The sequence below is a fragment of the Pelagimonas sp. genome (assembly GCF_058892305.1).
In genome coordinates this window covers 92,023-104,384 of record NZ_JBZXVN010000035.1, presented here as the reverse complement: position 1 = coordinate 104,384, position 12,362 = coordinate 92,023, and the positions used below count along the sequence as shown (strand labels likewise).

Genomic DNA, 12,362 nt, shown 5'->3' with positions numbered 1-12,362 from the left:
AGTAACCTGACTAGGTCGCAAGACCTTCCAAAAACAGGCGCGTTTCCTCGTTGGCAGGGAACATCAGCTCGATTTTTAAGTCCGACAAGGTGACTTCCTCGGCACTGCCAAATTGGGCCAGGGTGCTAAACAAAGACAAACGTGTTGGACCCGCCCGAAATATCGTTGGCGTTACGGGCGGCAAAGGAACCGGGGGCTCATAGGCCTTTATCGTTGGGTCATGGGCCAACAATTCAGCGGCTTGATCGAGTTCTGCGATACCACCGGCCTCGGCGCTTTCAGCACGCAAGCGCATTGTGATATGGTGTCCAAATTCGGGCCAATTCTCAATGGCTTCTGGGCCGACATTGGTTTCCAATAGTAACTGAATCATGCTTTGTCCGACGGTCAAGCCGATGCCAGAAAACAGTGTTTCGGCGGGTTTGTTCATTTGAGTGATACGCCAAAGCCGATCCATCACTGCGGCTGGGTATGGGGCATGGCGATCCAACATCCGATCTATAGCCTGAGAAAAGGGCGCAAGAGCAACCGCTTCGCGTTTCAAATCGGGGTAGACCGGGGCAAAGCCTGCTGCGACCAAGAGGCGATTGCGAGCAGGGCGCGGCATGTTCAGGGTTTCGGACAAGCGAAGTATCATGCCGCGGCTCGGACGGGCGCGCCCAGTTTCCAAGAATGACAGGTGCCGCGCTGATATTCCGCATTCGGTGGCCAAAGCCAGCTGGGACAAGCGACGCGTGGTCCGCCAGGTTTTCAAATCGTCTGCAAAATGGGTCATTGGGCCACAATAGCAGAGATTTAGCGCAAAACACTTACCTATGAGGTAAGTACTGCGTGATCAAATGGGCCGACAAGACCGATCAACTTATCCATGATGGGGTCAGGATGGGCCGTCAACGTATTAAAAAAAACGCCCGCCGGTGAGGGCGGGCGTTTGAGGTTAACCGCGACGGCGACGACGGCCGCCTCGGCCTCCGCCTTCACCTGGGGCTTTGTTGAATTTGATCCATTCGGCCCCGCCTTCGTCGTTGTTGGTGAGGAAATTGGCCGCGCGGATGGCTTCCATTTCCTTACCGGCCTTGGCTTTGGTGCTCCCCAAACCGAACAATTTGCAAAAGGCCTCATCATCCAAGTCGGCGGGCAAAACGATTCCGGCGGCTTCGACTTCGGCTTTCTTTTCAGCAAGCTTTTTGGGGCCAACGGGCAGGGCGATTGGATTCATGATCGCCGATGTCATGCCTGCGCCCATTGCCATGGGCAAAAACGCGTTGTTGATGCCGTGTCGGTTGGGCAAACCAAAGGAGATGTTGGACGCACCGCAGGTGGTGTTTACACCCAATTCTTCGCGCAAACGACGCACAAGGGTAAAGACCTGAAGGCCAGCCGTACCCATTGCGCCAATTGGCATAACCAGTGGATCAACAACGATATCATGAGCAGGAATGCCGAAATCTGCGGCACGTTCGACGATCTTTTTGGCCACGGCAAAACGCACATCCGGGTCTTCGGAAATTCCGGTATCGTCATTCGAAATCGCCACAACCGGAACGTTGTATTTTTTGACCAGCGGTAGAACCAGTTCAAGGCGCTCTTCTTCACCGGTAACGGAATTCAGCAACGGACGCCCTTCGGCGGCGGCAAGGCCGGATTCAAGCGCGCCGGGAACCGAGCTATCAATGCAGAGCGGACAGTCAGTAACTGCTTGAACTTTTTCGACGAGCGCTTTCATTAAGTCAGGTTCAACAAAATTGTTGTCCGCATAGCGTGGATCTTCGGCCATTTTGTTGGAAAACACCGCGCCAGAGTTAATATCCAATACCGTGGCCCCGGCAGCAACCTGAGCAAGGGCATCGGCCTCAACCCGTGAAAAATCTCCGGCTTCAAGTTCAGCATTCAGGATTTTACGGCCTGTTGGGTTGATCCGTTCGCCGATCACACAGAAGGGCTGATCAAAACCGATGATCGCGGTTTTGCTTTTGGATTCAATGATAGTACGGGTCATACTTTATCCTTGGATAGGCGCTACGGGCGCGGCCGCAGGGCCGCCGTTATTGATGGCCCAATTGGCGTTGGTTTTGATGCCGCCAAGTGGGAAGAAATGCACGCGTTCGATGTTGAAGTCGGGGTTCGCGGCTTTGTGAGAGGCCAGTTTGGTCAACACGTCCGTTGGTTCATAGGGCAAGAGCAGCTTGGATACATCCATAGCGCGTTTTTGCAAAACCTTGAGCGACGGGCCGACACCGCAGGCGATGGCGAACTTGATCAAAGTTTGCAATTTGGCAGGGCCAGCTATGCCAATATGAATTGGAATATCAATACCTTCTGAGGCGAGACGATCGGCCCAGGCGATGATCGGATCGGCATCAAAGGCAAACTGTGTCGCCAAGGCCATCTCTGCATCTGTGGTCTCGTTGAACGCCTGCTTCCAGCGCAACGCGTCCATCACGGCGTTATCGCCGCCATTTGGATCAATGTCTTTGTTGCCCTCGGGGTGGCCTGCGACGTGCAGTCGTTTGAAGCCCGCCTTGTCGAACAAGCCGGTTTCCAGCAATTGCATCGAGCTGTGGAAATCACCGTGGGGCTGAGCAACACCACCTGCCAAAAGCAGCGCCTGCTCCACTCCGGCTTCGCCCTGATACATGGCGATCCAGTCTTCCAAGGTCGCGGCGTCGTTGATGATACGCGCCGGGAAATGCGGCATCACAGTGTAGCCTTGGTCAGCCAAACGTTTGGCCGTCGCAACCATTTCAGCGATTGGCGTGCCTTCGATATGGGCGATGTACACGCGTGTATCGGCCGGTAAAAGAGCGCGAAAATCGTCAATCTTGCCCGCGGTGCGTGGCATCACCTCGATGGAATAACCTTCGAGAAAGGCCTCAAGATCAGCGTTGCGCTGTCCGGTCTGTGTTGCGTCGTTGCGCTTGCGGAAATTCAGCAGAGCCATGATGGCCTCCCTCAGCTTCATGGCAGGACTTATGCCCAACCATCGTTTGCAATAAGCACCTTGAGGCGCTCTTGGTCATATTCGGTGTCCAATCGAGTGGCTTCTGATGCGGCCACTTCGGTTTGATCACCGTCCTGAGATCCAGAGGGAATTTTACGCCATTCCGCCAAATACGCGTCGGTATCAATCTGACCACCCTTCATGGCGGCGCGATCAATCGCCTGTTCAAAGCGTTCGGGCAATTGCACCTTGGCGGCGCGGCGCCCTTTGCCCACGATCACTTGGGCGGGAATGTCACGCCAATAGACGATCGTGATATCTGGCATTTTGCTGATTCCTCTTGGTCCTCTTAGAACCTTTAGCTGTGAGACGGTGGCGTTCGTTGTCGGTTTTCGACTTGTGCCAATCCATGAGCGACAGGGTAGGGCCTGCGCAAAGATTGTTAAACCTCTTGGGATCGTCTAAGTTTTCAGGATAAACATGAGGCAAATTAACCTTGTCGCCAAACTCTCGCCCCAAACTGGGAATATGAAGAAGAGAGACAAGGATAGGGGGCGCAGGCCAATGGTCATCGCAGTTGACGCACATAAGCTGGCCTATATGGCCCTTCCCAAGGCCGGGTGCTCCTCGGTCAAGGAAGCGTTGGCGCGGCTGGACCCATCGGTTAGCTTACCCGCCGAAAAGGATGTTACCCTATATACATGGCATGACATTTACCCGACGGCTCGGTTTCGGCCGCACCGTTTCGAAGAATTTGGCGACTATTGGCGGTTTTGCGTGGTGCGCGACCCGATCAAACGGCTTCTGTCCGTCTATACAAACCGAGTGTTGCAGTTTGGGGATCTAAAAAACAGCATCAAATTGCGCGACGGTCGCGATTGGTTGCCCAATGTGCCGCGTGACCCAAGCCCGGATGAGTTTTTCCAAAACTTGGATGTGTACAAACAGGCGGCCTCAAGTGTGAAACACCACGCGATTGAAGCCTGGCTTTTTGTGGGGCGGAATTTGAACGCCTATAACAAGGTCTATAAAACCGAAGAGCTCGGAAAATTGGCCTATGATCTTAGCCTTTTGACTCGTCAGCATGTTGACATGCCACGGCGCAATACCTCCGAGGCCAAATTGTCGATTGATGATTTGGATGGGAAAACGATTGACGCCATTCGCCCGTTTCTTGAGGGCGAATATGATTTCTTGTCAGAGTTTTACGAGAATCCTTTGGGTCCACGGCGTCATGCGTCTTGCGCGATGCCGATCCGCCGCGTATCGTAAACTCAAGTTGAAATCGGAGGGCGCAAAGTTATGGCGCCCAAGCGTCCCAAGGCTGCGGGCGCTTTCCCGAAACCGGTCGAGAGCACCGCGCCATTACGGCCAGACCCCAATGCGCTTTATGCTGCCTTGGATCTGGGCACGAACAGTTGTCGCATGTTGGTTGCCCAACCCAAGGGTAGCCAGTTTCATGTGATTGATAGTTTCTCGAAGTCTGTCCAACTCGGGCAGGGGCTTGAGAAATATGGTCGACTAAGCCGCGCCTCGATGGGGCGAACGGTGTCGGCTCTGAGAGTGTGCCGTCAGAAAATTGAACGCCACGGGGTAACCCGTATGCGCCTTGTGGCGACAGAAGCTTGTCGTCGCGCCGGCAATGGTGGCGAGTTCATGCATCAGGTCCGCCGCGAAACCGGCTTGCCACTCGAGATTATTGAACCCGAAGAAGAAGCGCGTTTGGCGGTGATTTCCTGTGCGCCACTGGTGTCGACCAAAACCGAACAGTTGTTGGTGGTTGATATCGGCGGTGGGTCAACTGAACTTGTCTGGATTGACCTTAGCTCGGTTCCGGCCCGCGATCGCCCCCGCGCTATCATGCGTCTTCATGCGGGTTTCCATCCGCCCGATAGTCCGTTTCCGACGGCCAAAGTCGTCGATTGGATCAGCGTGCCCTTAGGTGTTGCGACCCTACGGGATCAATTCTCTGATGTGTCCGATGACGCGGCGCGTTACGCCTTGATGAGCTGGTTCTTTGAAGAACAACTGGCGGATTTCGCCCCATACGCGGATGAGCAGACCCGAGAAGGCTTTCAAATCGTTGGAACATCCGGGACGGTGACAACTGTCGCCGCCTCACATCTGGGACTGCGCCGCTATGATCGTACCAAGGTAGACGGCCTTCGCATGTCCTCTGATCAGATCGAAGCCGTGATCCGTCGCTACCTCGATTTGGGGCCGACCGGGCGTCGGAGAGATCCGCGTATCGGGCCGGATCGCCAGGCGCTGATCATGTCCGGTTCCGCGATTTTACAAGCATTGTTGCGGGTTTGGCCAACAGATCGACTGAGTGTTGCGGATAGGGGATTGCGCGAAGGCTTGCTTTACGCGCAGATGTCCGCTGATGGGGTTTTGGAAGACGGACCTTTGTGATAGGTGCCGATTTTCGGCGAATATCGTTCCGCGCAATCCGCAAGAGGCAGAAACCATGGCCAAGTCACCTAAAAACGCATCCGGGCGCGGCCAGCGCGACCTCAAGGTCAAAGTAAAAACCGCACGTGGGCGCAAGCTTTCGTCGACGCTTTGGTTGCAACGCCAATTGAACGACCCCTATGTCAAACGGGCACAGGCCGATGGTTATCGTGGTCGAGCGGCTTATAAGATATTGGAATTGGACGATAAGTATCGTTTTCTAGTTCCGGGCGCGCGGGTGGTCGATCTTGGTTGTGCGCCGGGGGGCTGGTGTCAAGTTGCGGCCCGCCGCGTGAATGCTTTGGGCGAGAAACAGGGCAAGGCCGTTGGCACTATTCTCGGCATTGACCTTCAAGAGGTTGATCCTGTTGCCGGATGTGAAATTCATCAGTTGGATTTCATGGAAGACGACGCCGATGAAAAGGTCAAAGGTTGGCTTGGCGGCAAGGCTGATGTTGTCATGTCCGACATGGCGGCTTCGGCTTCTGGCCACAAGCAAACGGATCACTTGCGCATCATGGCGCTTTGCGAGGCTGCGGCCTACCTTGCCTTTGATGTCTTGGAAGAAGGTGGCACCTTTGTTGCCAAGGTTCTTGCGGGAGGGGCCGAAGGATCGCTTCAGCAGGTGTTAAAGCAACGGTTCACCAAGGTCGCCCATGTCAAACCCCCGGCCAGCCGCTCGGATTCGTCGGAAAAATTCGTCGTTGCCACAGGGTTCCGCGGTTAAACGCGACCTATAGGGTCGATCACATAAAGAACGATGGGCAAGGTCTAATAAACGCTCAGCTTTTTGCGTGCTGAGCGTTTCATTCTCGTTGAGTTTTTCCTGTGGCAAACCTTGCTCAAACAGGTCGAATAGGCGTGAAAAACGGCCGGCGGGTTTATCCCCAGACAGCAGCGATTTATCGTGAAGCATTGGCAGCGGCTCCAGGTCGATTGGTATAGCAGACGGCTTCACTCTGTTGGCCAAATGAGGCAGGTTTTGGACATCGCGACGCCTTAGGCATGACGCGAGTCGCTTTGGGCATGGAGTTGAGCGCTTTTTGGCGCGTACCCTGTGCCAAACCAAGGGAACGCTTGATGGCTTCAAGAAATTTATCTTATTCTTTCAATGTCTTGTCGTTGTTATTTCTGGCGCTTTCCATGGCTTGCACGCCGGTAACCACGATGCCAGAAACTCAGATTCCATTGCGAAATCCAACAGCCCCAGTCGCATCACAAGCGGATGTGACTCTCGATCGCTTGGCGGGCGATTGGGTCGTTGTTCAATCTTCAATGGATGTCCCCGAGAGAACAGTGACGGTCAAAGGGGCGACATTTGGTTTTGGTGCGACCGCATTACCCTTTCAGCCAATCGGAAAAGGGCGGTTTTTACTTGGTGAAGAGGAAATCTGGGTCCATTGGCTTGATATCAATAATCGAACTGCGGTGTTGGGCGAACCGGGGGGACGACGGGTTTGGATCATGGATAAAACCGGCCGTCCGGGCGAACGTTTGAAGGCCGCCCACAAAATTTTGGAGTGGTACGGGTATGACCTGAGCCGCGTAAAAGACCTTCGATAGAATGCGAACAGGGAGAGGCAACATGGCAAAAGTTGCGGCGATTATTGGCGGTGGTGTGATCGGCGGAGGTTGGGCTGCGCGCTTTGCTTTGATGGGGTGGTCGGTCAAGGTTTTTGACCCGGACCCAGAAGCAGAGCGCAAGATTGGCGAGGTCATGGCCAATGCGCAACGCAGTTTGCCGATGTTGTACGAAGCGCCAATGCCGAAACGCGGAACCATAACGTTTCATGACTCGATTGCGGAGGCAGTGAACGGCGCAGCCTATATTCAAGAGAGCGTTCCAGAGCGTTTGGATATTAAACAAAAGGTCTATGCCGAATTACAGGCCCATTGTGAAACAGATGCCGTTTTGGCTTCTTCGACCAGCGGGTTTAAGCCGTCGGAATTGCAAGATGGGGCCGTGCGCCCAGAGCAAATCCTAGTCGCGCATCCGTTTAACCCGGTTTACCTGATCCCTTTGGTCGAACTGGTGCCCGGTGCCAATGCCGCGCCGCAGGTTGTTGAAAAAGCATCCGAAATTTTGACCGATATCGGGATGTACCCACTCCATGTTAAGGCCGAGATTGACGCCCATATTGCCGATCGGTTTCTAGAAGCCGTCTGGCGCGAGGCGCTTTGGCTGGTCAAGGATGGGATTGCCACCACCGAGGAAATTGACGACGCGATCCGTTATGGATTTGGGTTGCGGTGGGCGCAAATGGGGCTTTTCGAAACTTATCGCGTGGCAGGCGGCGAAGCGGGCATGAAGCATTTCATGGCTCAATTCGGCCCCGCACTGAAATGGCCATGGACCAAATTGATGGATGTGCCCGAGTTCAACGACGAGCTCGTCGACCTGATTGCCGGGCAATCGGATGCGCAGTCCGGGCATATGTCGATCCGGCAATTGGAGCAGTTGCGCGACAACAATCTGGTGTCCATTTTACGTGCCCTCAAAGGCCAGAATGCCGCCGCAGGCAAGTTGATTGCCGACCATGATGCGGCCCTGCGCGGGCCATTGGCGGATGAAACACCTCTGATCACGGTGCGCCGGATCGTTCCGGTGGATTGGACGGACGTTAACGGTCATATGAACGAAGGCCGATATGGTCAGATTTTCAGCGACGCGTCTGAAGAGTTAATGTTTCATGTCGGCGCGGATCGAGATTATATCGCCGCGGGAAATAGCTATTTCACCGCCGAAACCAACATTCGCTACATCATGGAAACCCATGCGGGCGAAGAGGTTTTTGTTGAAACACGGGTTGCGCAGGGCGAAGGGAAAAAGCTTCGCCTCATGCATGAGATGAAACGGTCCCGTGATGGAACGTTGCTTGCGAGTTGCAATCAGTTCTTGCTTCATGTCTCGCTGGAAACGCGCAAGTCCTGTCCACCTCTGCCAGATGTGTTGGCCGCAGTTGAGGCACTGGCGGCGAAACACGCGTGAAGCCTAGCGATAGTCAAAGCCCAGAGCGTATTCCTGCTCTGGGTCGATTTGGCTACGTAAAAACGCCAGATCATCATCAGAAAGAGACTTCGGCGTCTCTTGCCTAGGCTCAACGGCGGCCAAAAACTTGGAGCCAAGCCGTTTGACCACAGGGCGATAGTCCATGTCCCAGTCTGGAACGTTTAGGTCTTGATGTAGCGTTTTCAAAAACAGTTCAGGTGCGGATTGAACGGCATCGAGACGACAAAACACCAACGTGCACCCCCGATGGTAAAAGGACAAAAGCCCCTGCAACTTGGCGCGACGCAACGCAAAGAGGTTGGCGAACGGTTTGCCCGTTAGGGGGTGGCGATCATGTTGGAGCGGTTGGCCTTCGCCCCCCAAGGATTTGACCTGCGGAAAGTAACGTTTGCGATCGGCAATCGTCGCCCATTCCGAGCGAATGAAATAGGAAAAGGGCAGGGCCTGCATCACCGGAGGGCAATGCCAAGGTTTGGCGTGCATGGACAACGCCCAAGCGCGGGCATCGCGCACAACACAAACAATTGCGGTATCAGACGGGATTGCTGTCATATGTGGAAACCCGTGTTTCCAACCCAAATCTTCAATCGGTTGTAAATGTGAATTGCGCCCGATGAGACGTTTGACAAAATTGGTCCCCGAAGACCGCTCTCCAAAAACTTGAATTCGTTTGGGTGGTTCTGATCCGGGTTGGATGTGCCAACCGATGCTGCGCAACTGCTCGGGGTACATAGGCTGTGTCCTATTTGGTGTTTTGCCGGTCACGTTAATCGTTCTTGGTAAAGAATGCGATTCTCAGAGCGGAATGGATCGGCTATTGTTGCGTGAAAACAAAAGACAAAGAGGCTTAGCAGATGCAAACGGTGGCCGCCGCCCTGACAATGGTGCGTGATGACGCGTTTTTCCTCAAAGCCTGGCTACGCCACTATGGCGAAATGTTTGGCCGCGAGAATTGCTATATCGTCAATCATGGACGGGGCGAAGAGGTCGCCAAACTTGCAGAGGGCTGCAATATCATTGGCATACCCGGCGATCCTCATCCAAACTTTGACATGAAGCGCTGGCGGATGCTCAACAATTTTGTGCAAGGGTTGCGATGTTACTACGACCATGTGGTCGTGGGGGACGTGGATGAGCTTGTTGTTGTTGACCCTAGCGATGGGCGTGATTTGCTTGGCTATCTCAAGGACCAGAGCAAGCGCCAAATGATCACGCCGCTTGGGCTAGAGGTCATTCATCGGATCGATCAAGAGCCCGAGGCGATCACAGATCATATCCTTGGGCCGCGTCGCCATGTGCGTCTTGCGCCGCATTACTCCAAACCTTGTATCGTTAGCCACGGCGCGAAAATCGCGCGGGGCGGGCATTTTACCCAATACGACAAACTGAATACGCCGGATGAATTGTATTTGTTTCATCTGAAATTCTGCGATTTTTCAGAATATGCCTCGGTGATGAACGCGCGCAATCAAGTGACACAGGACGTTGGTGTCGGTATTCAAGACGCCTCAATCGGGCGGCATTGGTTTGCCGAAGCTCGTGGCGAAGACCGGGCGGTTTTCGACGCGTTTGCCGAGTTGAAAATGCAAGATGGCTTTGATTTGGGATGGGTGCGCAAACGCATGCATCGCAGTTGGGAGCCGCGTGGCGAAACCGGCTTTTATCATTTTAAGCGGCCCAGTTATGACGCCCAGTTCATTTTGCCAGAGCGGTTTAACGGCGTGATCTAACGGTCAATTGCCGTTGGAAGACACAAAGGACACTTGCGAGAGATCAACTTCGGGCATTTCAATATCCATCGACGCGCTGGCGCTTTGGATGAAGGCCTGAGAGTTTTCATCCATCATTTGGAACCCGGCTTGCCAGACCTCAGGCGGGGTGTAGATCATAACAAGTGCGACACTGCACCCGATCAACAATCCACCGGAGTTTGTACGCCGTGCGCCGTTTTGAAAAAGAAACCGGAACACATGTGTGCCCAGCATGATGAAGGACACGGCAATGAGCGAGGCGAGGCCGGCCATAATCCAATCATGATACTGCGGATCAATGGCCCCTTGGCGAAGCGACGCTTCGATGACCGGGCGGTTGGTCGAGAGTGACACAATCAAATACGCCCAACCGAACCCCAAAAGCGTAGCGCCAATGGGGCGGGTTTTCCGAGCATCCTGGTTGACGCAATTCCCCGTGCGGTAGAAATGCCGATCAACGCGCCGGATACGGTGCCGAAAATCACGATGGGTCAATTTACTGGTCGTTCGCAACATGAGAGCTTTGTACTTCATGAATTTGGCAAAGCTGCGAAGAAATACGGCAGAAAGGCCTTATTCGGGGTGCCTAAATCGTTAGAATTGAATGTGACGCTAAGGAAGGTGGGGCAATTGGGCGACATTGCCCAGGGTGACGACATTTGAAATGTCGGGCATAACCCTCGGTTAACCAAAACCAAGTGCGAATTCGAATCGCCTTGGGTATTTGTCACCGAGGGCAACAGAGGTTTAGGTTATGGCGTCCAAAATACGCGCCCAAGACCGAATGCCTTTGTGAAAGCTTTCGACGTCGTATTTTTCATTGGGTGAATGGAGTTGGTCATCGTCTTTGCCCCAACCAACCAACATCGCATCCATCCCGAGAATGCCATTGAAATGACCCGCAACAGGGATTGAACCACCACAGCCCGCAAATGCCGCCTCATGACCCCATTCGGCCCCAAGCGCGGCGCGGGATTGTTCAAAGGCCGGGTGCGCCGTTGACATTTGACCGGCGGCCGAGGCCCCATGGCCGCTGAAATCAACCGTCACATCCGCGGGTAACTGGGCTTTGACCCAGGCGCGGAAACTGTCGCGGATGGCGTGTGGGTCTTGTTGACCAACGAGGCGAAAGCTGACTTTGGCGTGCGCCTGAGCGGGGAGCACGGTTTTGAAACCGTCGCCGGTATAGCCCCCCCAAATGCCGTTTACATCGGCGGTGGGGCGCGACCAGATCATTTCGATCGGGCTGCGATCTTGTTCACCGGCTGGAACGGACAGGTCGACATCACCCAAGAATGCGCTGTGATCAAACTCCAGTGCCTTCCATTGATCAGCGATCTCGGCGGGCAATTCGGGGACACCGTCATAGAAATTCGGAACCTGAATGCGTCCATTGTCATCATGTAAATTGGCAAGAATGCCAGACAGCACTCGGATCGGGTTCATCGCCAGACCACCGAACATGCCGGAATGCAGGTCTTTGTTGGCGGCTGTGATTGTCATTTCCTCGCCCAAGAGGCCGCGCAATTGGGTGATGATCGCGGGAACGCGCGATTCGAAAAGGCCGGTGTCACAGATGAAAGCCAGATCAGCTTTCAGCTCGTCTTTGTTGTTCTCAAGGAATGGAACCAGGGACGGCGAGCCGCTTTCTTCTTCTCCTTCGAAGAAAAACGTGATTCGGCAGGGCATCTTTCCATGCTCGGCTTTCCAAGCCCGACAGGCTTCGACGAAAGTCATAAGCTGACCTTTGTCATCCGATGACCCGCGTCCGCGAATAACTTTTCCCTTTGCGGTGTCTTCGATTTGGGGATCAAACGGATCGTTGTCCCAGAGCTCAAGCGGATCGACCGGTTGCACATCATAGTGGCCGTAAAACAGGATATGCGGACCGTCCCCGTCGACATGGCCAACCACCATCGGATGGCCCGGCGTTTCGCGTGATTGCGCGTCAACACCAAGGCCTTTGAGATCAGCCACAAGCCAGTCTGCGGCCTTATTACATTGGGTTTTATAGGCCGGATCGGTGGAAATCGACTGAATGCGCAACAGCTCCATCAGGCGATCAATGGCATGGGGAAGATCATCGTCGATCCGTGACAGAACAGCGTCGAGAGACATCGGGGTTTGCTCCTTGTTGGGTGTCTTGTCGCGACCCTATCAGAGGCCTAGGAACTGTCCAGCGAATGAGACCGCGTTTCCGATAGGA

13 protein-coding genes are annotated in these 12,362 nt (G+C 54.3%); 6 read left to right on the top strand and 7 right to left on the bottom strand.

Annotated elements, in window-relative coordinates:
* Positions 1 to 10: 10 nt before the first annotated feature.
* From AC5EFR_RS15235 to AC5EFR_RS15220, 4 genes are all read right to left on the bottom strand, one after another.
* Complete coding sequence (locus AC5EFR_RS15235; RefSeq protein ID WP_493576645.1) at positions 11 to 775, bottom strand: helix-turn-helix domain-containing protein; 765 nt, start codon at positions 773 to 775, stop codon at positions 11 to 13.
* Positions 776 to 937: 162 nt separating this feature from the next.
* On the bottom strand, positions 938 to 1,999 hold the full coding sequence (locus AC5EFR_RS15230; RefSeq protein ID WP_493576644.1) for a methyltetrahydrofolate cobalamin methyltransferase: 1,062 nt from the start codon (positions 1,997 to 1,999) through the stop codon (positions 938 to 940).
* 3 nt (positions 2,000 to 2,002) lie between these two features.
* The gene (locus AC5EFR_RS15225) at positions 2,003 to 2,941 is read right to left on the bottom strand and encodes a methylenetetrahydrofolate reductase (protein WP_493576643.1); all 939 of its coding nucleotides are present in this window, start codon (positions 2,939 to 2,941) and stop codon (positions 2,003 to 2,005) included.
* A gap of 29 nt (positions 2,942 to 2,970) precedes the next feature.
* Positions 2,971 to 3,267: a virulence factor gene (locus AC5EFR_RS15220; protein WP_493576642.1), complete on the bottom strand. Its 297-nt coding sequence runs from the start codon at positions 3,265 to 3,267 to the stop codon at positions 2,971 to 2,973.
* Between the two features lie 238 nt (positions 3,268 to 3,505).
* On the opposite strand from AC5EFR_RS15220, the gene AC5EFR_RS15215 reads away from it, so the two are divergent.
* The 5 genes from AC5EFR_RS15215 (at position 3,506) to AC5EFR_RS15195 (ending at position 8,384) form a co-directional block, all read left to right on the top strand.
* Positions 3,506 to 4,213: a sulfotransferase family 2 domain-containing protein gene (locus AC5EFR_RS15215; RefSeq protein WP_493576641.1), complete on the top strand. Its 708-nt coding sequence runs from the start codon at positions 3,506 to 3,508 to the stop codon at positions 4,211 to 4,213.
* A gap of 30 nt (positions 4,214 to 4,243) precedes the next feature.
* A complete protein-coding gene (locus AC5EFR_RS15210) occupies positions 4,244 to 5,356 on the top strand; it encodes a Ppx/GppA phosphatase family protein (protein ID WP_493576640.1) in 1,113 nt (370 codons plus the stop codon).
* Between the two features lie 55 nt (positions 5,357 to 5,411).
* On the top strand, positions 5,412 to 6,122 hold the full coding sequence (locus AC5EFR_RS15205) for an RlmE family RNA methyltransferase (protein WP_493576639.1): 711 nt from the start codon (positions 5,412 to 5,414) through the stop codon (positions 6,120 to 6,122).
* A gap of 416 nt (positions 6,123 to 6,538) precedes the next feature.
* Positions 6,539 to 6,958, top strand: a complete 420-nt coding sequence (locus tag AC5EFR_RS15200; RefSeq protein ID WP_493576638.1) for a lipocalin — start codon at positions 6,539 to 6,541, stop codon at positions 6,956 to 6,958.
* Between the two features lie 22 nt (positions 6,959 to 6,980).
* On the top strand, positions 6,981 to 8,384 hold the full coding sequence (locus AC5EFR_RS15195; protein WP_493576637.1) for a carnitine 3-dehydrogenase: 1,404 nt from the start codon (positions 6,981 to 6,983) through the stop codon (positions 8,382 to 8,384).
* Positions 8,385 to 8,387: 3 nt separating this feature from the next.
* Here AC5EFR_RS15195 and AC5EFR_RS15190 read toward each other — a convergent pair whose 3' ends face one another.
* Positions 8,388 to 8,957 carry a hypothetical protein gene (locus tag AC5EFR_RS15190; RefSeq protein ID WP_493576636.1) on the bottom strand — a complete coding sequence of 190 codons (570 nt, stop codon included), beginning with the start codon at positions 8,955 to 8,957 and terminating at the stop codon, positions 8,388 to 8,390.
* Between the two features lie 302 nt (positions 8,958 to 9,259).
* Between AC5EFR_RS15190 and AC5EFR_RS15185 the strand changes: the two genes are divergently transcribed.
* Positions 9,260 to 10,135, top strand: a complete 876-nt coding sequence (locus AC5EFR_RS15185) for a glycosyltransferase family 2 protein (RefSeq protein WP_493576635.1) — start codon at positions 9,260 to 9,262, stop codon at positions 10,133 to 10,135.
* 3 nt (positions 10,136 to 10,138) lie between these two features.
* Here the strand turns inward: AC5EFR_RS15185 and AC5EFR_RS15180 are convergent, their stop codons facing one another.
* Both AC5EFR_RS15180 and AC5EFR_RS15175 read right to left on the bottom strand, forming a co-directional pair.
* Positions 10,139 to 10,672, bottom strand: coding sequence for a hypothetical protein (locus AC5EFR_RS15180; RefSeq protein WP_493576634.1), 534 nt, complete (start codon positions 10,670 to 10,672; stop codon positions 10,139 to 10,141).
* A 231-nt stretch (positions 10,673 to 10,903) separates the two neighbouring features.
* Positions 10,904 to 12,274, bottom strand: coding sequence for a M20/M25/M40 family metallo-hydrolase (locus AC5EFR_RS15175; RefSeq protein WP_493576633.1), 1,371 nt, complete (start codon positions 12,272 to 12,274; stop codon positions 10,904 to 10,906).
* Positions 12,275 to 12,362 lie beyond the last annotated feature (88 nt).